This window comes from Roseiconus lacunae (assembly GCF_008312935.1).
In the GTDB taxonomy this organism is placed as follows: Bacteria; Planctomycetota; Planctomycetia; order Pirellulales; family Pirellulaceae; genus Stieleria; species Stieleria lacunae.
This window is the reverse complement of sequence record NZ_VSZO01000009.1, coordinates 171,719-192,226: the sequence shown is the minus strand read 5'-3', so window position 1 is coordinate 192,226 and position 20,508 is coordinate 171,719. Positions and strand designations below refer to the sequence as shown.

General features: G+C 54.7%; 16 protein-coding genes. 2 read left to right on the top strand and 14 right to left on the bottom strand.

Going from position 1 to position 20,508, the window contains the following annotated elements:
- Positions 1-114: 114 nt before the first annotated feature.
- Both FYC48_RS13445 and msrA read right to left on the bottom strand, forming a co-directional pair.
- Positions 115-1,215 (bottom strand): hypothetical protein, encoded by a 1,101-nt coding sequence (locus FYC48_RS13445; protein ID WP_149497227.1) that lies wholly within the window; start codon positions 1,213-1,215, stop codon positions 115-117.
- 257 nt (positions 1,216-1,472) lie between these two features.
- On the bottom strand, positions 1,473-2,132 hold the full coding sequence (msrA, locus tag FYC48_RS13440; RefSeq protein WP_149497226.1) for a peptide-methionine (S)-S-oxide reductase MsrA: 660 nt from the start codon (positions 2,130-2,132) through the stop codon (positions 1,473-1,475).
- 269 nt (positions 2,133-2,401) lie between these two features.
- On the opposite strand from msrA, the gene FYC48_RS13435 reads away from it, so the two are divergent.
- A complete protein-coding gene (locus tag FYC48_RS13435; RefSeq protein WP_160149508.1) occupies positions 2,402-3,289 on the top strand; it encodes a hypothetical protein in 888 nt (295 codons plus the stop codon).
- Here the strand turns inward: FYC48_RS13435 and FYC48_RS13430 are convergent.
- The 7 genes from FYC48_RS13430 to FYC48_RS13400 form a co-directional block, all read right to left on the bottom strand.
- Positions 3,231-3,692: a hypothetical protein gene (locus tag FYC48_RS13430; protein WP_149497224.1), complete on the bottom strand. Its 462-nt coding sequence runs from the start codon at positions 3,690-3,692 to the stop codon at positions 3,231-3,233. The two genes, FYC48_RS13435 and FYC48_RS13430, sit on opposite strands and share 59 nt — an antisense overlap.
- Positions 3,689-6,916, bottom strand: coding sequence for a DUF6797 domain-containing protein (locus FYC48_RS13425; RefSeq protein ID WP_235034243.1), 3,228 nt, complete (start codon positions 6,914-6,916; stop codon positions 3,689-3,691). Before FYC48_RS13425 ends, FYC48_RS13430 begins: the two co-directional genes overlap by 4 nt.
- 498 nt (positions 6,917-7,414) lie before the next feature.
- Positions 7,415-9,196 carry an arylsulfatase gene (locus FYC48_RS13420; protein WP_149497223.1) on the bottom strand — a complete coding sequence of 594 codons (1,782 nt, stop codon included), beginning with the start codon at positions 9,194-9,196 and terminating at the stop codon, positions 7,415-7,417.
- Between the two features lie 162 nt (positions 9,197-9,358).
- A complete protein-coding gene (locus FYC48_RS13415; protein ID WP_149497222.1) occupies positions 9,359-10,246 on the bottom strand; it encodes an alpha/beta hydrolase in 888 nt (295 codons plus the stop codon).
- Positions 10,247-10,420: 174 nt separating this feature from the next.
- Positions 10,421-11,236, bottom strand: a complete 816-nt coding sequence (locus tag FYC48_RS13410) for a class I SAM-dependent methyltransferase (protein WP_390622131.1) — start codon at positions 11,234-11,236, stop codon at positions 10,421-10,423.
- A gap of 107 nt (positions 11,237-11,343) precedes the next feature.
- Complete coding sequence (locus tag FYC48_RS13405; RefSeq protein ID WP_149497221.1) at positions 11,344-12,618, bottom strand: hypothetical protein; 1,275 nt, start codon at positions 12,616-12,618, stop codon at positions 11,344-11,346.
- A gap of 14 nt (positions 12,619-12,632) precedes the next feature.
- Positions 12,633-14,558, bottom strand: a complete 1,926-nt coding sequence (locus tag FYC48_RS13400) for a sulfatase-like hydrolase/transferase (RefSeq protein ID WP_149497220.1) — start codon at positions 14,556-14,558, stop codon at positions 12,633-12,635.
- A gap of 434 nt (positions 14,559-14,992) precedes the next feature.
- Between FYC48_RS13400 and FYC48_RS13395 the strand changes: the two genes are divergently transcribed.
- Positions 14,993-16,222 (top strand): pyrophosphate--fructose-6-phosphate 1-phosphotransferase, encoded by a 1,230-nt coding sequence (locus FYC48_RS13395; RefSeq protein WP_149497219.1) that lies wholly within the window; start codon positions 14,993-14,995, stop codon positions 16,220-16,222.
- A gap of 281 nt (positions 16,223-16,503) precedes the next feature.
- Here FYC48_RS13395 and FYC48_RS13390 read toward each other — a convergent pair whose 3' ends face one another.
- The 5 genes from FYC48_RS13390 to FYC48_RS13370 all read right to left on the bottom strand — a co-directional run bounded on the left by FYC48_RS13390 (position 16,504) and on the right by FYC48_RS13370 (position 20,465).
- Positions 16,504-17,157, bottom strand: coding sequence for a 3-keto-disaccharide hydrolase (locus tag FYC48_RS13390; protein WP_149497218.1), 654 nt, complete (start codon positions 17,155-17,157; stop codon positions 16,504-16,506).
- A 129-nt stretch (positions 17,158-17,286) separates the two neighbouring features.
- Positions 17,287-17,604 carry a hypothetical protein gene (locus tag FYC48_RS13385; RefSeq protein ID WP_235034242.1) on the bottom strand — a complete coding sequence of 106 codons (318 nt, stop codon included), beginning with the start codon at positions 17,602-17,604 and terminating at the stop codon, positions 17,287-17,289.
- Positions 17,605-18,198: 594 nt separating this feature from the next.
- A complete protein-coding gene (gene ilvE, locus FYC48_RS13380) occupies positions 18,199-19,056 on the bottom strand; it encodes a branched-chain-amino-acid transaminase (RefSeq protein ID WP_149497216.1) in 858 nt (285 codons plus the stop codon).
- A 120-nt stretch (positions 19,057-19,176) separates the two neighbouring features.
- Entirely contained in the window at positions 19,177-20,010 is an 834-nt protein-coding gene (locus FYC48_RS13375) for an SDR family oxidoreductase (RefSeq protein WP_149497215.1), read from the bottom strand.
- Positions 20,010-20,465: a 3-hydroxyacyl-ACP dehydratase FabZ family protein gene (locus FYC48_RS13370; RefSeq protein ID WP_149497214.1), complete on the bottom strand. Its 456-nt coding sequence runs from the start codon at positions 20,463-20,465 to the stop codon at positions 20,010-20,012. The genes FYC48_RS13375 and FYC48_RS13370 overlap by 1 nt, the downstream gene beginning before the upstream one ends.
- Positions 20,466-20,508 lie beyond the last annotated feature (43 nt).

Here is a 20,508-nt window from a genome sequence, read left to right as displayed (position 1 = left end):
CTAGTGAAGGTTGACGCAATAGCCGGCGCAAACGCCCATCGGCTTGGGGATCGCACCTGAGTTCTATGATGGAACAGACGCCGCAGATTACGCTTCGTTCGAACGGCCGCAAAATCATTCGCCGCGTTGATTTCGATTGACAAAAAACGTGCGGCGCTCGTTCTCTTCCGAATCTCTTTCGTCCTTATGTAAAGCGAACACCAACCAATTGTCATGCTGTTGGTATGGAAGTGCGAACTTGGTGGCTGCCTGCAGCGTCAAGTTCACAAGGCTTGGGTAAGAAGCGGCATAGTCAAGGAGCGCATTGGTGTCGTCCTTTTCATCAACCCAAGTTCGCGCCAAAAGCAACTCTGACATCGCGCCAGAGTTCGGTGCGGGCAAATCAGATGGCAACTGAAAGTCAATGGAATCTGGATCGACATCGGAACCGATCACTTGGATGACCAGATAGCCTTCTTCGCTGGTGAAATTCAACGTTGGTACCTCGTCGTACCAGGGCTGCTCTTTCAAGCGAGCTTTCAAATTGACTAGCCGTTGATTCGCTTGTTCGAGTTGCTTCTTGACCCGTCGCTCCATTTCGACAATGAGCTGTTCGCGTGCGTTCGCGATACAGATCTGCTCGACCTGGTGTTTGGTTTCAGCCATCCGCCGACGAGCAACATTCTTGACAATCCTGCCACGCAATCCGGGGAGCGTGCTCGACACGGTCCGACGTGACTCGGTGGGAATCACATCACCATCCGGATCTCCAGCAACAAAACCGTCCTCGCGGTCGAAAGTTGCCGACATGTGTAAATCAAACCGCATCGTGCTCTGCGATTGAATGATCGCCGGGCCTTTTCGGCCTCGAGTGTCGGCGGTGAAGTGGCCTCGAAAGCGAATCTTCAAGTGCGCCGCATCGCTCGCCGGAACGAATTCGATCGACGTATTCGCGATGACGTCTGCTTCACCGAGGTTGCGGATTCCCAAAATGCAACTGTCCACATCTGACGTGCTCTCGATTTCCGATCCGGAATTAAACAAGTCCTCGGAGACACGGATGATGACCGGCGGCGTCGCCGGGGGTGATGCGGATGCGACGATAGCGGTTTCGTCGTTTTGGTCTGTTTCCGACCAAGCTGCCTGTGCGGAAAGCACCGTGAAACCGACAAAGGGGAGCGTTACTGAGAAGAGCTTGACGAAACGAACCCTGAAGAACCGTTGCAAAAAAGACATCGAAGCTGACCCACCGGCAATAAGCGCGAAGGAGCGAAGGGCGACGACTCCTTGCGCATCGATTGCGAATGGGGAAGCGTCGCAGGTGACTTGGCGGGATGGTAGCAAACGGTGTGCCCGAATCGATGAACCAGATGTGAATTGAACCCGTCGCGCGAACGCGTTCGCATCGGGCATGCATCGCCGGATACTTTCAAGAACCGTGTTCACGGCTAGCTGCGGGTTTCGAAAAGCTCATAGGCATCCTGATGAGTGCTTCACTTGGACGAGTGATCCTTGAGGTCGTCGGGAAACTGCTTTTTCAGTTTTTCCAGTTTGGGGACCAAGTAGCGCTCACAGTACTGGTTTTCTGGATTCTTCTTGAAGAAGTCAATGTGATCGTCCTTGGCGACAAAAAATTCTGAAGCCGGCTCGATGGTAGTCACGATCCGGCCTCGAAATGTACGACTACGAGCGAGCAACGTTTTGTATTCGATCGCAGTTTGTTTTTGATCGTCGGAGTGATAGAAGACGACGCTTCTGTACTGGGAACCCAGATCGGGGCCCTGTCGATTGCGAGTTGTCGGATCATGCGTCTTCCAAAAGATCTCCAACAGCTTTTCGTAACCAACTCGCTCGGGATCAAATTGAAGCTGGACCACTTCGACATGGCCGGTACGTCCGGTCAAGACTTGGTCGTAGGTGGGGGAGTCACTGCGACCTCCCATGAACCCTGGTTTGACCGATTGCACGCCATCGATCTGCTGGAAAATTGCCTCGGTGCACCAGTAGCACCCGCCGCCAAACGTTGCCGTTTCTAACTTTTCCGAACGAGCTGGGTCGTCGGCGAACGTCTGATCTGTCCTCACGACGGTGACCAGCAATAAAACAACGGCAAGTAAAAATTTCGGACGTGAAGTTGCGAATGAACGGAGCATCTTCGTTTTCTCGAAAGCGTAAACCACCAGTATCGTGACCTTAAAGCTTATCCAAATTTACAATTGAAGCGAACCACTATTGATCGCTCGCCCGACGGCACGGGGCAGATTGGGGGCAGTGCTTTTTGGTTGGACATGGAAAAGACGGTGTGTCTATAATGGGTTTTGTGAAGTCCCGCGAGGGGCAGAGTTCGTTGTTGAAATTGACTCATACCCAGTTTTGTTTCGTGGCAAGACAAACTCGCGTCGTCCTATGCTAAGGAGATCCAATGCGGCGGTCCAGAAATTGTTCGACGGTGGGGATGCGATTGGCTTCCCTCGTGATGGTGGCTGTCGTTTCGGCGTCCTGCCTAGCCGACGAAGCCGATACCGAAGCAGCTTGGCGCCGCCTGTTTGATTCAGTCTCTGGTGAATACCGGATCTTGCGCGAAGCAGAGGCAAGCGATTCATCGGAACTTCAGATGGCCGAAGGACCGCTTTATGTTTGGGGGCGACCACAACAACAAGGTTCAACTTATGGTGCGGTTTACGTGTGGACTCATAAGGGGACTGCCGAAGCGGTGGCTTGTATCTGGCGGTACGTGAATGCAGCCGGTCAGCGTGCGATAGTGCATGAACTCCATTCACTTTCGTCGACCAAGCTTCGCTCGGTAGGTGAATTCGACACTTGGCAACCTCGTTCCGGCGTCCGCCCCCAACCCGTCCCGGGGTCAGCTGGCCAGGCAGGGGCGACCGCTGCAATTCGACTTCGTCAGATGCGAGCAATTGGGCGTGACTTTGCGTTGCATTCGATCTCGGAGTCTGGTGATCGTGTCGAACTAAGACTGCTTCCTCAACCTTTCTATCGATCGCAAAGTTCAGATGCGAAAACTTTGGACGGAGCCCTGTTCGCCTTCGTCTGCTCTGTTGGCACGGATCCAGAAGCGTTCTTACACCTCAAGGCGATTCAAACCGACCACGGCCCGCAATGGCACTGGACACTTGCACGTTTTTCGCACCACAACCTCTATGCCAACTACAAGGGTCGGAACGTCTGGAGTTCCGAGCGAGACGCTGATAATCCCATGTCGCACAATGCCGATCGCACCTACACGATGATCAGTCATCCGTTTCAATCGTCGATGCTGGAGCCAGCACCGGAACCGATCGACGATTGACGGACGCAAATTGCGAAGTTCGATCTGATCGGATCGCCGAGTGGTTTTCTGACCAGTTCTTAAACGACAATGCCAGGAAATACATCCCCGAGAGCAAGAAGAGCAACGCGATCCCTAGCGAATACGTAATCACACTCGTGTTATCCATCGCGACACCATTCAATTCGACACCGGATATAAATGTCGTCGTCGGAATCACCTGCATCTTTTGGTTGAGCATAACGACTCCGGGGATCGCGATGAGGATTGCCGTTAGCGCCGTCACTACGGCAAAGCAAGCCGGACGCACGACCGCTCTTCTGCGTAGAACGGTCGTGTCAGGACGTGGGCTGTCGTAAGGATTAGGCGTCCTGCGCTGCGATTGGTCACTCTCCACGTGCTCAGCATCGATCGGAGACGTCACTTTTCGCGAGTTCCTAATTCATGGATGGTATTTTGAATCGTGCCGAGGAACTGTTGCCCATCTCGATCACGTAATTTGTACGAAATCTCCATGCACCACGTCGGTTCGATGTCTGGGATCATTAACGTGACGTCACGTCCGTCGTCGGAAACATCGACGGATTCGACGGTCAGACTCCGTTCATCGTAGCGAGCACTTCCGTAGTTTTTCGTTCGTCTTAAGCTCCACGTGTCAACTAGGAAGTTGCTTGGGTCCGCTGACAGCTTTGGATCAACGGGTTCGGTGAAGGTGATCGTCACGCCGGATCGGTGGGCTTGGATTTTAGTTGGCAGGTGAGATGCTTTTCCGGTGTAGCGAATACGATACAACCCTCCGGGGCTTTCGTCTTGATCGCTTCCCCAAGCTTGCATCCCGCAGGCGTACATCTGGCCGTCGCTCGGATGGAATCTCGCTCGCATCACACCGGTGGGGAAACTTGGCAATGGTAGGCGACACAGACCACCTTGCCATTGGCCGTCAATTTCTTCGTGCGGAACGACGAAGACTTTTCCGTAGCCATACGACAGATTCAAAAGCGTCCCATCAAGTGGTCCCCAAACATCACTGTCAACCCACAACAGTTCCGAAGGCGAGCGATCAAAAGGTTTATTCGGCCAACACAAAGGCTGTTCCATTGCGTCATCACTAGAATCGTCCGGGGCGCCATAGGAATACATGTTGCCATAGAATCCACCCGCAACCACTCGGTTAATCCGGTTCATCGGGTTCCAATGTCCTTCTTGATCGGTGACGAAGAACGATCCGTCCGGATTTAAGCAGACACCATTTGCGGCGCGAAAGCCGTTGGCAACGATCGAAGTGGTTTCGCCGTCGCGGCTTACTTTCAGCAACGTCCCATGATGAGGCACTAGCGAGTCACGCGCGTGCCGGGCACTCTTGGCGTAATAAAGATTGCCATCAGAGTCTGCTTGTAATCCCATCGCAAACTCATGAAAGTGATCCGTGACCTGATGATCGTTGTTAAAGCACTCGTAAAAGTCGGTTTCACCATCACCGTTGAGGTCGTTGAGGACCACGATTTGATCGCGGCAGGTGACAAAAATTCTTCCGTCGACGATCTTGATCCCCAACGGATGGAACAGTCCCGACGCGATGCGTTTCCAAGTGAGGCGTCCATTGGGATCGCTAATCCCGTCAACTCGCCATACGTCTCCGTCGCAGCAGCATGCGACCAACGAATCGTCATTGTCGTAAAAGTCTAGCCCTGACATCCGCAATCGGCTTTTCCACGGATTATCGGTCGGACGTGTCAACGTATCGATCGCAAACGCGCCCGTCTCCAGTCCGCGTGACGCTTTGGTTTGCAAAGCCGGCCAGCGTGATTCGCCGCCCATGGTTAACGGTCGGAGGTCTTCGGTAGGCGATCGCCGTAAACCGTCAAGTTGGATCTGGTGCTTACGTTCGGTCGTCAGGATATCAAAACGAATAGGGGTTCGGTCAGCGGAGATGGCAACGGTCAAATACCCTTTTTCGGGCTCGACTGACAGACCGCCATTGACCGTAGCGATGGTCTGGTCGGAGGGGGCGATTCTCAAGCGAAGGTCGTGCGTCGATGGTCCGACATTCAACGTGCGTTGCCAGACAGCTTTGCCGTCGACTTGTTTCAGATGGAATGATTCGAGGACTTCGGCGTCGCCGACCGTGTAAGAGATCACGACGCGATCGCCATGTTTGTAAAGCCCTTTGTAATGCGCCCATTGGCGAGGCAAGGGGCCGTACGCGCGGCCGTCTTTGCCACGCAGTCTTGGGTCCTCGAACGATCCGGTCTGAGGATTCGCCCATCCCGGACCCGGCAGGGATCCAAAATGCAATCGGTCGACGGTCCTTGGCGTCATGTTGTGATTGCCGTTAAACAGAATTCCGCGCCAATCGATGAAGCCCTCGCCTGACCACGCTCCGGCTATTCGCATGGTGTCATGGTCGAACGCCATCCAGTGTGAACCTTCCGCAACACCTCCCGGGCCATTGTCCAATCGAACGGCGATGCCTTTGTAGGCAAAGTTGACGTCGTCTGGCCAGACTTCCGCCGGGGGACGATTTTCCTGGCGCGCCCGTTGGCGTTCCTCGTCGGTAATTCCGAGACGCGGTGGGGTTGTCGGCGATTTGAGCTCGTAGGTGCTGATCAAGAATGGCCCGTAATCCATTTCACGCCATGGTTCGCTTCGATTCGGCGCCGGGCCACGAAGCTTGCCTTTGGGTAGCGACTTGAGGTACTCATCGGTGACTGTAAAGAATTGTCCATCGTTGTGTTGCCGAAGGTAGGCTTCGCGGATGTAGTGGATGACGTCATACTTTTGTTTGGGGACCAGTTGACGCTGAGGCAACATCATCTTGTAACCGTGAGTGATCGTCTTGTACATCGAATAGGGATCGCTTCCGTTTTTGAACACGCCACTTGCAAATCGAAGTGCGTTGGGAAGTGAACCTTCAAGATCCTTGGTTCCGTGGCAGTTGATGCACAGTGATTGGTACAGGCGTTTTCCGTTTTCGAAGGAACGTTCGCCGAGGTCCTTGATCATCCCCGCGTGATTCAAGTTGCTTTCGTACGCGGGAAGCGGTGGCGGAGTGATTGCGGCAAGATCAGGTTTGAGCATCGCGGCGTCCTTTGGTCCGCGTTGCCCAAGTTCAACGAGGAAGGCGACCAGATCGTAGAATTCTGATTCGCCATCGAGCTGGTTGATCAAGCCGACGGGCATCACCGAATCGGCGTCTTTGCGTAACTCGATATCGGTTTCATCGATTAGTCGCGGTGCGTCTTCGCCCGGCACCATGACTGAGATTTTGTCGTCGGACCCGCGGCTGACCAATCCAACAATCACTTGGCCGTCTTCGAGTAGCAGTTTCTGCGTCGTGTACGGTTTGAGCACTGTTTTGCTCGGACGCAAAATTGACTCAATCACATGAGCGTAGTTCGCCCGGTCCGCCAGTGTTGCTAGGTCTGGCCCGAGTAACTTCGAGCCATCGCCGGCGGTGTGGCATTGGCTGCAACTGAGTCGCTGAGAATAAAAGATGATCGCCCCACGCCGTGGGTCACCGAGCACTTTGGCGTGCTTGGCTATTTGATCGGGCGAGCGTTCGAGGAGAGCGTCATGCAGGTTGGATTGTGCCGCGACTGCATGACCGAGTTGTAGCAGTGCCGTTAGGGCAACCAGAGTTCGAAACATCGACATTGTTGAGGTAGGCAAGGTTACGGTGGGATACGGCGGCGGCCGGCAAAACAAGGCGAGTGCTTCGTCGCTATGAAAGCTTCCTGTTCTGGCTAACCATCGACGAGCACTACCGGATTGTCACTTGGCAGAGACGGCCGCCGTAGACTCGAAATTCTGATTCTCGCGATTCTGCAACCATCATCTCGACGAAGCACGTGACGGCCCTGGCGGTTCACTGTAGCGATCGAACCTTCAATATAGCCACCTGCCCACGAGGCATTGGAAAATGCATCGAGTTTTACTGCTTCGGGCGAACAACGTCGTGAATGGTGCGGCAATTCCCATTCGGCGTGTTCTGTGGTCGATGAGCCGCAACTCAAGAATCAAGTTGCCCGTAGGGTAGATCGCGACTCGGGCGTTTTGCTGCCACCGTGTCGATCGCAATGAGCGCCCGATGGCAGTCGAGGTTGTCGTCTGTCACTCGCGTAGCGGGGGTGACACGGGTCGCGGGAACTACAGCTTTTCGACATAAACAAAGTATGAACCGAATACCTCGCCGTCCGCCGTTTCGAATTGGGCCGTCATCCGGGTCGTTTGCTGTTTCAGATCCATTTCGATGATGACCTCATCTGCGTCTGGTGCAACGGAGGTCGATTTGGTTTGCTCGCCAATGGTGAGGCTGGCCTTGACCGCATTGACAGACTTGCCAGGTGTTTCTCGGAACGCGCGATCACCTGGGACAGGATCGCCCGGCGGCAATGGTTGCGAAATCGGTCCTTTGACTTCGTCGGGCCAACGACGCAAGCGAAAGCGATAGCGTCCGTCGGAGATCACGTTGACATTCCAAAATCCGGTATTCGATTCGCCGTTCAAGGCGCGGCGAACTTGGGACTGATTCCAAGGTGTCATCCTGGTCGTGATCCAATCGTGACTGGTCAGTCGTGCCGGATTGTCCGAGGGGTGTCCCAGCCCGATCGCGGTTGACTGCGAGAACGATGGCTCAAGTTCAGCCCACCACTGTTCGTAAAACTCTCGCATCGATTCGACGACCTCGGGATTAGCTTCGGCTACGTCTTTCTTTTGTCCCGGGTCAACGTTCATGTCATACAGTTCTTTGCCGTTGCATAGTCGCCAACGATCTGACATTACGGCCGAACTTTTCCATTTGACCGGGTCTTTGACCCGTTGCGAATCGGTAATCAGATAGCGATCTTTCCAATCGGTGGCGCGATCGAAAATCAGTGGTGAAATGTCAACGCCGTCAAATTTAACATCGCTTGGCGAGTCGATTTGGCACATCGAAATCAATGTGGGAACGATGTCGACATAACTGGTGATCGTATCGACGTCGCGGCCATCCGCGAGACCGGCAGACGGCCAACGAACAAAGAATGGCACTCGGTGACCGCCATCGTACTGGCTGCCTTTTTTACCACGCATACCGGCATTAAAGACCTTCTCGCCAGACGACGTTCCGTTGTCAGTCGTGTAGATAAAGATCGTATTCTCAGAGATGTCGAGTTCGTCTAACAAGCGGCGTAGTTGGCCTACGTTTTCATCGATATTGGCTATCATCCCGTAGAAGTTTGCCAAGTGCTTGCTCTGGTCTTCGTACGGCTTGCTGTATTTCGGCGGCGAATGCATCGGGCCGTGCGGCGCATTGGTTGCGATATACGCCAGGAACGGTTTTTGATTTTCGACGGAGTTGCGAATGAAATTCTTGGCGTAGTCGAAAAAGACATCCGTACAGAATCCTTTCACTGGGGTAACTTTGCTGTTATGCCAGTAAGCGCCGTCGAAGTACGCATTGTCCCAGTGGTCAGGTGTTTGCCCGACGCCTCCCCCTCCGTGACGCATCACTTCACTAAATCCACGGTCTTCAGGGCGATAGGGGTAGTTATCGCCCAGGTGCCACTTCCCAAACATGCCCGTCGCATAACCGGCGTCCGTGAATACGTCTCCGAGCGTGACTTCGTTTTCGCGAAGCATGGAACGGCCCATGATCGTATGCCATACGCCGGTGCGATTGGTCCAGTGCCCCGTCAAGAACGCCGCCCGCGTTGGCGAACAAGTCGGTGCGACGTGGTAGTCCGTCAATCGTACCGATTCGGCGTAAAGCTGATCCAGTTGTGGCGTTTTTAGGATCGGGTTTCCGTGACACGACAGATCGCCATAGCCTTGGTCGTCGGTCATCACGATCACGACGTTGGGGTGCTGAGCGAAGGCAGTCGTGCAGGCAAGTAACAGCGCTAATGTTGAGAGAGCGAGTGCGGAAAGATGTCGGTTCGCTGGCATGGTGATGGGAGTGGGGTTGTTAGAAGGGGAAGCGTTCAATGAATCTGCGAACACCGAAACGCATCTCGGCGAGTAGCACTGCAACCGGAGACGTGATCGTCCATCGCCAGCGTTCGAGCTGTATAGCCAGGGTATGGGGCGTATTGCGGATGTCGCTACGAATCAAAAACCGCGATCTTGCAGGAACGCCTTGAACATCGGCAGCCATGCGTCCTTTTCGGCACCGGTATCCCGACCTCCGAATCCATGTCCGCCGGAAGAAAACACGTGTAGCGACGATGGGATTCCCTGTGCTTTTAGTTTCGCGAACAAGCCGACGCTTCCCATGGGTGTCAACGGATCATCGAAGGCATGAGCGAAAAAGAATGGCGGAGTCTTTTCTGTCACGACCAAGGTTTCGTCCATTTCGGCAGAGTCTCGTTTCTTGGTCAGGTATGCCGGGTAAATCAATGCGGCAAAATCCGGGCGGGCGGATGCTTGGTCATGATCGTCATTGGCTTCGTAAAGCCGCTCCGTCGAGAGTGTCCCGCGGACAACGGTATGGCCACCGGCTGAAAAGCCAAGTACCCCGATGTTTTCGGTCGGGAGTGATTCGATGGCACCGGATCGAATCAGGGAAACACTTCGTTGCAAGTCTTGAGCGGGGGCGACCCAGTTCGTCGACTCGCTTCGCGTGGGCACACGATACTTTAGTACTGCGGCGCTGATGCCGTTATCTTGCAACCAACTCGCGATTTCGGTGCCCTCGAGATCCCATGCCAAAATGCTGAAGCCACCACCAGGGCAAATGATCACCGTCGTCTTTGAATCTTTGGCCGGGAAGACATGCAATTGTGGTGTGCTGACATTCCCCAAGCGAATGACGTGTCGATCGGCGACCTTTCTACCGTCGGCTTTGGTCTGATCGGCTTCCGGTTCGGTGGGAGGCGTCCAAGAGGGCGGACTTTCGGGCCAGACTTTCACCACTTCTGATGCGGTCGGCTCGGCAGCGAGCGCGTATGTGGCCGAGGAAAGGGCACAACATCCGGCGAGTAACAGGGTGCGAATCATATCAGTGACAGTCAAAGGGGATGGACGGGGAAGATAGATCGGAAAACGATCTGTATCGCTAGTATAGCTAACCACGCCATCACCGATTTCGATTGCCCAAGATTGTTGTCTGCGACACCGAGGTTACTTGCAGCATGACAAGCCTCACTCTCGAAGGATGTCGATCGGCTTCGTTTATTTGTTCAGCGATTGGAGCACTTCGTTTGCCGGAATCGGGGTGATTGCCTTCAGCGGACTGTCGTCGCGGGCAAAAAACATCAAGTGCTGCCAGGGAAGCTCGTTGTATTCCTTGACCAACTTAAATCCGTTCGCCTCGTACTCTTTCATGATTTGAATTTTTGACATCTTGTGAAGCGGCTTGATCGGGACGTTAGGGTCTTCTTCCCGATATTCAAGAAGCGCCACCGTGCCATTGGGTTTCAGGCTGCGGCGAATTTCCCAAAGCATCGATTGGGGATGTGAGAATTCGTGGTAGACATCGACCATCAAAAGCAAGTCGATCTCGTTTTGAGGTAACTTGGGGTCGTCGATTTGACCAAGAGTCGGGCGAATGTTCTCGATTTTGAACCTCGCGGCGCGTTGTCCTAACTTTTGCAACATTTCTTGTTGAATGTCGACGGCATACACAAGGCCTTCTTCGCCAACGGCGCGTGCCATGGGGAGCGTCCAATAACCGTTGCCGCAACCGAGGTCGCAAACAACCATTCCGGTCTTAAGCTCCAGCATCTTAAAAGACTCGGACGCGTTTTCCTCATCGTCACGTTCGGGACGAATCAGCCACGGGGCCCCAACGTGGCTCATCGGTTGCGCAAGCACGCGACCGAGATAGCTCTTGCGTTTTGACTCTTTCGGTTTGCCCGCGTCATTCGCTTGAGCAGATCGATCCGTCTGGGGTTGATCTGTTTCCGCCGGGACGTCTTGCGGATAGGCGTGCGTCATAAACGCAACGAAGATCAATAACGGCAACAAGCGGATCGAAATTGTGGACATCAGGTGCGTTCGGCTGGGGAAGGACAGTGTGTGCATGCGACGTGCACGTGACTTGATTTCCAATGAAGCGGGGCTCCGAAAAGTTTCGCATAGCAAATGGCGGACCACTATAGGACTTTGGTTTCGACCAGAATGTTCAAGATCGCCTCCCGATCTGCCGCGGTCAAATGTTCGAACGCGGCGTCTTGGTTGTCGCCTTCTAGGATCGCACGAAGTTGTCCTTTGACGCGTTTAAGCAGTTCCGGTTCAAGTTGTTGAAATTGCTCGGAGTAGACGAGGTAGCTACACGGATATTTGAATAGACGCGTCTGGAGATCAAATTGTCGGAGTGATCTACCTTGGGAATCGAATGGGCCACGTTGAGCAAATTCGTCGGCGAACGGACTGGATGTCGTGACCGGTGAAGGCAGCTTCGCTTCACCGGAAAACAATAGGTACTCGACGATTGATTTCGCGGCCTGGTTGATCTGTTGGTGGTGTGCCTCGTCGTCCCGTTTTCCGGCGTCGGATAAATATTCGGACCGACGAACCGCATAGTTTGCGTTTGTCATTCGGTTGTGCATTTCAACCTGGTGTTCCAGCACCATCAACGCCGCGATATCACTCGTCGCGGCGGGCCAATGTCGTGTATCAAAGGCGTGATCCAAGCGGTCAAAAAACGCTGGTTGCATTGGGACCAAAGCATCACCTTCTAGAAATGCGTTTCCCATGTGTTTCATTAGTTCGGAATGGCCGGTAACGTACCAGCCGCCCCACCGTTCCTCGAAAGGGCTGGTATGGTCGGTCTCGAATTCGGCCAGCAGCAGATTGACTTGCCCGTCATCGCGGGTCATCACGCTGGTGATGGTGTGCAGTGGGACTTTGCCGCTATCGGTAGTTTTTTCGTGACATACCAAGCAGCGATGATGCTCGCGGCGGATCGAAGCACCACGCGGTTGCATTTGGATTGAATAAAACACGGCCCCCAGTTTTGGGTCCGCCGTGGCGACTTCCATCAGCGAACTGCCACGAATCCAGCCGACGTAAACGTCGTCATTAAAATAAAACGCGCGCGGGTTTTTCGGTTCGATACGCCCGGTTTGCAAACTGGTTTTGGAAAACACCAGTGCCTGCGACGAAATCGGAATCTCCAGTTCCTCAAGAATCGAACGTAGGTATCCGAAGCCTGGTTCGTACTCCAATCGTATTTCGCCCGAGTTGACCTTGTCGGCCAAATCAGAAACCGGGTTATCCGCATCAGTCGTGCGATAATCGATCGGCGGTTCGTCGAGGCGGCGTTGGCCGTCACACACATTGGTTTGCAGGAGCCCCAACACGACAACGCACCCCAACAACATCAGTGGGTTGGGCCGACGAAACACTGGGAGCGAATTCAGATTCATGTCCATCACGCGAGCTAGTTCTTGCCGTTGGGTAGGTAGAGCAATCCGAGCGACTCGATCACGGTTTGTTGCTTACCGGAGATTACCGTCCCGTGAAAACCCGCGAATTGCTTGGAGGCGATCGTGTTCGTTTCCGTTGGGATGCGCACCTCGAAAGGAGTCCCGCCATCGGAACCGCCGAACGTCGGGGCGATTCGAGTATCGGTTTGAATGAAACCAAGCCGCCGCAGAACACCGTCAGCTGTGCCATAGATTCCGATCGGTTGGCGTTTAGGATTCATTTGATCGAGTAGCGGTGTCCAGCGAGATTGTGGGTTGCCGACAACCTCGGTCCATCGATCAGCGTCGCGACCTGGACCTTTGACGATATCGAACCGGATCCCCGTGACTACTTTTGGGGCCGTTCGGCTAAGACCGACCGACACCGCCGCGAAGTATCCGTCCTCGGGGCGAAGGACGGAGAATGGGTCTCCCGTTTGTTGCCCGGAAAGTTCGGTCGAGTGCAATCCCGATGGCGTTGCCGATAAACTCGGACGGCCTGATTTGGCCAGCCGGATTTCCGGTGCGATGAAATCGTCTTCGATCATAGGTTGGCGTTCCACAGGAATTTGAAGTGGATCGCCTTGTTCGTCTTGTAGCGTTTTCATCACCGTGAAAAGCGAATTGATGCGATCGGATTGCGACCGGTCGTTTGACAAGTCTTGCTGCTCGTTCGGATCACGATCCAAATTAAACAACTGAGTTCGCCGCGATTGGGGATAGTAGATCAGTTTCCAATCACCTTGGCGGATGGCCCGCTGTGTGTCGGTGTAGCTGAGCAGCACAGCGTCGCGCGGCCCGGATTTTCCTTCGCGGACCATCGCCGCGAAGCTTTCTCCATCCAAGCCGTCTGGAACGGCGATCCCGGTAAGTTCACACAACGTCGGAAACAAATCCATCAAGTAGACAGGATCATTGTTGGTCCCGTGAGGGATACCGGGGCCGGCCATCACCATCGGAGCCTTGTAACCGGCTTCGTAAACATTTTGCTTGCCCATCAATCCGTGGCTTCCCATCCCGAGCCCGTGGTCCGATGAAAAGACGACGAGGGTGTTGTCCAGTTCGCCGTCGCGACGCAGGCGGTCGATCAAGCGGCCGATATTCTGATCGAGGGTCGTGATCGCCGCGTAGTAATCGTGTATTTGATCGCGAAGGACCTGTTCGGTTCGCGGCCAAACGGCTGTCCATTCGTCACGGACCAGTACCGCTCCGTTATCAAAGGGATGGGCGCGTCGAGAAGCGGGGAATAGCCGCAGCGTATCGGGATCATACATCGCTAACGCTTCTTCACTCGCGGCGCGTGGGTCATGCGGCATCGCGAAGGCAAGATACATCAACCAAGGTGAATCGCTTTTGGCCGCGTTCGCTTGGCGCGCGTCGAGAAAAGAGAGTGCATCGTCAATGACTTTGCGACCAGCTTGCATCGACCACCGATCATTGAAATCGTCTAGGTAGTGTGAATGATCAAATTGGCGATGAATGTTTTGGGCGGTATTACCACGTTTGCCATGATGGTACGTCTCGTATCCTGCTGCATTGAAAACGGCCGGTAGCGTGGTGTCCGTCGCTGGCGCGTTCGCTTGCGGTTTTCCGTTCTTCGGTGCCGTCCAGCGGAAATACGTTCGACCCGATAGCAACATGTTTCGACTAGGGCGACAAACCGCTCCGACATTCGCACCAAGGCAATACGCCGATGAGGCATGGAAGCCGCGGTCGGCGATTTGGTCTAAGTTGGGGGTGATGATGTCAGGATTGCCGAGGGCTGCGATTGTGTCGGCACGCTGATCATCGGGGAATAGAATCAGGACGTTCGGTCGATCGGCAGCCGTTGCCGGGGCGAGCAGGCCGCCGCAGGTTGCAAGTGCGAAAAGGATTGCGGCTGAGGCGAAAGATTGTTTCATCAAGCAAGCTGTTGGTGGTGTGCCAGTGTTTTCGGGGGAGAAACATATTCGTAGCGGAAGCCGCCGAGGCTTTCGGTGAGTTTGGATCGTCCGGCCACCTCACGTTGAACCGATCAGAACCGAAACGCTCCGCGCGTTCCGCTACCAACCTTTTCGTAGCAATCGCGTTCACCCCGTCTGCGAGTCTAGTTTAACGAGATTGGCCACCCGTGGTGGGCATCGATCTGCGGCACTGGGGGTGAAAAAAAGTCGGAGATGAAGTGCCCCAATCGGGCAGTAGCGACGTGTTGACCGCCCTCACAGGATCTTCACGATCGAGATCCTTACCAAACGCCGAGATTTCGATATTTTGGTGCATGGCTCGCATTTGGTTTGCCAGCCCATCGATGGCTTCTCATTCCACCCCAGACGGACACACAACAGGAATCAACACAATGGCAGTCAAACGTGTCGGAATTCTTACTGCTGGGGGGCTTGCACCTTGCTTGTCGTCGGCGATCGGAGCACTCATCGAAAGCTATACCGAGTTGGCGCCCGAGGTCGAGATTATCTGTTACCGAAGCGGATACAAAGGACTGCTGCAAGGCGATAGTTTTGTCGTCGGTCCTGAAGTTCGCGAGAAGGCCGCAATCTTGCACGAACACGGCGGAAGTCCGATCGGAAATAGTCGTGTGAAATTGACTAACGTCGCCGATTGTGTCAAACGCGGATTGGTGAGCGAAGGGCAAGATCCGTTGCACGTCGCCGCGGAGCGATTGAAGACCGATCAAGTCGACGTGCTGCACACAGTCGGTGGCGACGATACCAATACCACGGCCGCCGACTTAGCCGCTTTTTTGGCTGAGAATAATTACGATCTTACCGTCGTTGGGTTGCCCAAAACGATCGACAATGACGTGATCCCGATTAAGCAGAGTTTGGGCGCGTGGACGGCTGCCGAAGAAGGCGCAAAGTACTTTGAAAACGTTGTCGCAGAACACAACGCCAACCCACGTATGCTGATCGTGCACGAAGTCATGGGACGCAACTGTGGTTGGTTGACCGCGGCGACCGCCGTGGAATACCGCAAACGTTTGGACAATCTGAATTTCTTACCCGAAGCTGGCCTCAGCCGGGAACGCAAAGAAGTTCATGGAGTCTACATCCCAGAAATGCACTTCGATCTGCAACAGGAAGCGGATCGGTTGCGAAAGATCATGGATGAGAACGATTGCGTGAATATCTTTATCTCCGAAGGCGCCGGAGTTGGCACAATCGTTGACGAGATGCGTGCCCGTGGTGAAGACGTTCCTACCGATGCATTCGGCCATGTCAAACTGGATGCGGTGAACCCCGGCAAGTGGTTCGGTAAGCAGTTCGCCGAAATGTTGGGTGCCGAAAAGACCTTGGTGCAGAAAAGCGGCTACTACAGTCGCGCCGCTGCCGCCAATCCTGCCGACATCGAATTGATCGCCCGCTGCGCACGTAAGGGCGTCGAATGTGCGCTCGCAGGAGATGGCGGCGTGATCGGCGAAGATGAAGACCAGGGCGACGAGTTGCGAGCGATTGAATTCGAGCGTATCAAAGGCGGCAAGCCTTTCGATATCGACACGCCATGGTTCGGCGAGTTGCTTGACGCGATCGGTCAGCCCAAAGGCGAAAGCGTCGCGACCGAGCACGCCTAAAAAGCCCGGTTGGAAATTGATCGTCCTCACAAGCTAGCGTCAGACCTGCGTCGCCAGCCTTGGCTAGGGACAACGCTGGCGGGGAGTGTTCCGTCTCGATCAGCGTTTCGGGTTCGACACATCAGCCGCCGTGCATTCGCACCGGTGAACGCACCGAAACTCTGGTCAACTCTCTATGTCGAACCGGAAACGATCGCCTTGGCGAGCCCCCCCGGGGCAAAGGCATTGTGTTGCCGGTGCCCCGTCGGCCGTTGTTCGTTTCCCGTTGGTCGAGGAACGATCTAGAGCGGCTTAACTTCAAGATTGCGGAAGTAAACTTTGCTCTGTGGGTCATGGGCTTGCAAGGCAATCGTGCCTTCATTGAGACGCCGTTCGAAATCCTTGCTGAAGGCATCTTTGCCCGCCGGTTCGGTGTAGTCGACCATGGTCTTGCCATTGACTTTGAGCTCGATGTGATTTCCCTTCACGATGATTTCTTGGGTGTACCATTCGTTATCTTTCACCCCCGGGTCGGCTACGTTCTCAACCGCGTACAGGCTGCTGGTCTTCTTGGGGTCTTTGTGCGACACATTCACTTGGCACTCGTATCCGTACTTGGGCCAGCCTGTCGCTTGGTACTTGGTGTGGAAGTAAATCCCCGCGTTGCTTCCTGGGGTGGTTTTGACTTCACAGCGGAAGTGAAAGTCCTTCATCGGTTGAAGCGGGCCATCGTAGAACACGTGGCAACGTTCGCCATCGCAGACCAGCATGCCGTCTTCGACATGCCAAGCGGTTTGGTTTTCTTCGGCCAGTTTCCAGTTGTTAAGTGACTTGCCGTCAAAGATTTTGACAAAGCCTTGGTCACCGGTTTCTTCGGCATGCAGTGGGGGAACGGCTACGGTGACGAAACCGGCAAGTAGTGCTGCGACAGCGATGCTTTGGGGGAATGACTTCATGGCGGACACGATGGGGTGTGGGGAACTAGGTGGGGGATAGATTGACGAATATCAGGACACAAAAAAACGCTTGCCGCACGCGCGGGTGCAAACAAGCGTTTTGATTTTTTTAAGCGATTCGTTGCCAGATCAGTCTTTGCCGTGATCGACGGCAGGTACCTTGCCCGCTTTCATCTTGTCACCGAAGGTGTCGCCGTCTTTGCTCTTTTCTTTAGCGGCTTCGTCGAGGCCGGCGAAGATTTTCTTGCGTGCTTCTTCGGGATTGGCTTTGACCCAGTCCTTGGGATAGTCTTCCGCCTTGAGGAATTTGTTGACGGCCTTACCGTATTCATTACGGACGTCTTTCTTCTGCTTGCTCACGTGGCAGATGTAGCAGCCGTGCTTGCGGGCGGTCTTTTTCAGGTCTTCATTGGCGTCATCGTCGGTGATGTATTTTTCTTTCCACATCTTGTTGAAATCGCTCGTCGCAAGTGCGGGCGAAGCCAACAGGGCCAAGCAGCCAAAAAGGATCGCGAACCGTTTCATTCATCGTCTCCGGGTGTCTTCGTGTGACAGACTCGCCACGAACGCCAGCGGCGCAACAACGCCAGGCAGTAGCGAAACCATTCTGTCATGCCCAAGAACTATGGGGCAAATTGGTGGGATAGCTCACAACGCAGTCGAGTCTGACCGCGCCTCCGTATTAACGCTCAAATGCAAGCGAAAGTCAAATCGGTGGCGACGAAAAATAGTGACCGCGCATGCGAGACGACCTGGATTTTCTGCCCCACGGAGAACTGTCGCTCGCACAGTCTCGCTTGAGAAAATCCAGGCCGCTCGACTTCCTGTGCAACTGAAATTGGCTGACTAGGCCTGCCCCACGCACTCCTGATCAGCTTCCGTTGCACAAACGGTCATCGGTCCGATGACACATTCGGATTCAACGTGGACACCTGAATTGAGGGTGAACGGGCATGCGACAGTCTGCCGTGGTGAATTTTTGTCGCGTATCGTCAGGAATTCGGTCACTCGAGCGACCGGAGTGGCCCTGTGGGGTGGTGTTTACTGTCGGACGAGCTCTCGGAAGGCTTGATTGAGCTGTTGGGTGACGGGGCCAACGTTTCCGTCGCCGATCGCTCGGCCGTCGAGCTTGACCGCGGGAATCACTTCGGCGGCGCTGCCGGTCAGGAAGCATTCGTCGGCGATGTAGATGTCGTGCCGCGTCATCGGAGCTTCGGTGGTCGGAATGCCGGCTTCGCGAGCGAGTTCCAAAACGGCGTTGCGGGTGATCCCTTCAAGGATTCCTGCTTCGATCGGCGGCGTGTTTAATTTGCCGTTTTTAACGATAAAGATGTTATCTCCGGTGCATTCGGCGACTTCACCTTTGTGGTTGAGCATCAGTGCCTCGATGCATCCGGCTTTGAGTCCTTCCATTTTGGCGAGGATGTTGTTGAGGTAATTGAGCGACTTGATCCTTGGGCTGAGTGCGGCGGGGTGATTGCGGATCGTCGATGCGGTGACCAGTTCTAGTCCGTTTTCATAGTAGCTGTCTGGGTACAGCGTGATCTTGTCGGCGATGATGATCACTTGCGGGTTGGAACAAGTAAACGGATCTAAGCCGAGTGGTCCTGATCCACGCGTGATGATCATGCGGATGTAGCCGTCGCTGATTTCATTTTTGGCGACCGTCGCGTTGGTGTCTTCGGTGAGTTGTTCGAGCGAGATAGGGAGCGCTAGTCCGATCGCACGTGCCGACTCTTCCAGACGCAGCAGGTGTTCTTGCAGCCGGAAGACTTTGTGGTTGTAAACTCGCAAACCTTCGAAAACGCCGTCACCATAGAGCAAGCCATGATCGTAAACGCTGATCTTGGCGTCTTCGGGGGCGAAGAATTCACCGTTGATGTAGATGACTCGGCTCATATTCGACAAATGCAGGGGAGTGGAGATGATCTTCAGAGCGGGCGTTTAGCGATCTGGCGGCTTCCGTTTGCCGGTGCCAGCAGAGCCAACTTCGCGAAGCCGCGATCGATAGGGGATTCGCTAGCGGCTACCGAATTCGGAGTTGGTGACGGCGGAGACAACCGCGGCGTCAAAATAGTTGATCGACATCCCGGCGTCGACAACGATTGACTGGGCCGTGATGCCACTGCTTCGTGGCGAAAGTAAAAACGTAGCAGTCGCGGCAACCTCATCAGTATGAACGGCTTTGCCACGTGGGATCACCTGCTCGGCGTACAAGTAGGAGTCGACGTAACCTGGGATACCCGCCGACGCACTTGTTTTTAGCAGTCCCGCCGAAACAGAATTGAAACGCACTTGGCTGAAACGGCTGAAGGATTTTGTTAAGAACGCCAACGACGATTCCAGTGCGGCTTTGATCGGGGCCATGAATCCGTAGCTTTCGCTGGCCATCCGGGTCGTGCTGATACCGATCGTGACGACCGAGGCATCATTGGCAAACCGATCTTTCAGTGCGTTGCAGAGGTTGGTGAGCGAGAAGGCGGAAATATCGACCGCTTGTAGAAATTGTTGTTTCGTCGTCTCGTGGAATGGGCGAATGCCGTCGGGGTAGTCGGCGAAGGCGATGGAGTGGACCATGCCGGCTAGTTCGATGTTGTCGGCTTCGAGTTGTGCCGCCAAGTCGGCGATTTGGTCTTGGAATTCGACGTCGCAGATTCGTACGTCACGATCGTTGAGCAATTTGGCGGTGCTGTCGCGGCGGGATTCACTACGGACAACGTAGATCACATCTCCGCCGGCTTGTTCGATCATTTTGGCGATCGCGTAGGCGACACTTTTGCGGTTGGCAACGCCCAGTACGAGGAACGTCTTTCCGGCAAGTTGCAGAAAGTCGAAGGTGGTCGCGTCGCTCATCACGCGTCTCCTGTTTTACTGGGCGGGTTGCTGATCGGGGTCACGCTGCAGGCGAAATCGAGTCGTGTGGCGAGTTTACCATCCAGCATGACTTTGCCGGTCAGGAAGTACGCATTGGAAACCTGTTCGTTGAGCGTCACCTTGATTTCGATCGTGTCCCCGGGGCGCACGATTCGCTTGAACTTGACCGCGTCCAATCGGGTCGCGACGGGGAGTAGATCCGGCGAGCCGGACATGAAGCGTTCCAGCAGAACCGCTCCGGCTTGGAGGCAGCATTCGCACTGGATCACGCCCGGCACGATCGGTTGGTCCGGGAAATGGCCTTGAACGAAGAACTCTTGGTCGGAAAACGTTTTTTTGCAGACGATCGATGACTCGTCACGCTCGACGATCTCATCGAGCAACAGCATTGGAGCTCGATGGGGGATCGCGGTTTCGATTTCTTGTTTGCTCATCGCCGTAATTGAAGGGTTCGGTCGACCCGCGCCAAGGCGGCAA

Bases quoted from the DNA above. Each gene is read 5' to 3' on its own strand.
- FYC48_RS13435 (WP_160149508.1), top strand. From the start codon at position 2,402: ATGCGGCGGTCCAGAAATTGTTCGACGGTGGGGATGCGATTGGCTTCC.
- FYC48_RS13420 (WP_149497223.1), bottom strand. From the start codon at position 9,196: ATGCCAGCGAACCGACATCTTTCCGCACTCGCTCTCTCAACATTAGCG.
- FYC48_RS13385 (WP_235034242.1), bottom strand. From the start codon at position 17,604: ATGTGGAAAGAAAAATACATCACCGACGATGACGCCAATGAAGACCTG.
- FYC48_RS13405 (WP_149497221.1), bottom strand. From the start codon at position 12,618: ATGAATCTGAATTCGCTCCCAGTGTTTCGTCGGCCCAACCCACTGATG.
- FYC48_RS13415 (WP_149497222.1), bottom strand. From the start codon at position 10,246: ATGATTCGCACCCTGTTACTCGCCGGATGTTGTGCCCTTTCCTCGGCC.
- FYC48_RS13410 (WP_390622131.1), bottom strand. From the start codon at position 11,236: ATGTCCACAATTTCGATCCGCTTGTTGCCGTTATTGATCTTCGTTGCG.
- msrA (WP_149497226.1), bottom strand. From the start codon at position 2,132: ATGCTCCGTTCATTCGCAACTTCACGTCCGAAATTTTTACTTGCCGTT.
- ilvE (WP_149497216.1), bottom strand. From the start codon at position 19,056: ATGAGCCGAGTCATCTACATCAACGGTGAATTCTTCGCCCCCGAAGAC.
- FYC48_RS13375 (WP_149497215.1), bottom strand. From the start codon at position 20,010: ATGAGCGACGCGACCACCTTCGACTTTCTGCAACTTGCCGGAAAGACG.
- FYC48_RS13390 (WP_149497218.1), bottom strand. From the start codon at position 17,157: ATGAAGTCATTCCCCCAAAGCATCGCTGTCGCAGCACTACTTGCCGGT.
- FYC48_RS13400 (WP_149497220.1), bottom strand. From the start codon at position 14,558: ATGAAACAATCTTTCGCCTCAGCCGCAATCCTTTTCGCACTTGCAACC.
- FYC48_RS13370 (WP_149497214.1), bottom strand. From the start codon at position 20,465: ATGAGCAAACAAGAAATCGAAACCGCGATCCCCCATCGAGCTCCAATG.
- FYC48_RS13425 (WP_235034243.1), bottom strand. From the start codon at position 6,916: ATGTTTCGAACTCTGGTTGCCCTAACGGCACTGCTACAACTCGGTCAT.
- FYC48_RS13395 (WP_149497219.1), top strand. From the start codon at position 14,993: ATGGCAGTCAAACGTGTCGGAATTCTTACTGCTGGGGGGCTTGCACCT.
- FYC48_RS13445 (WP_149497227.1), bottom strand. From the start codon at position 1,215: ATGTCTTTTTTGCAACGGTTCTTCAGGGTTCGTTTCGTCAAGCTCTTC.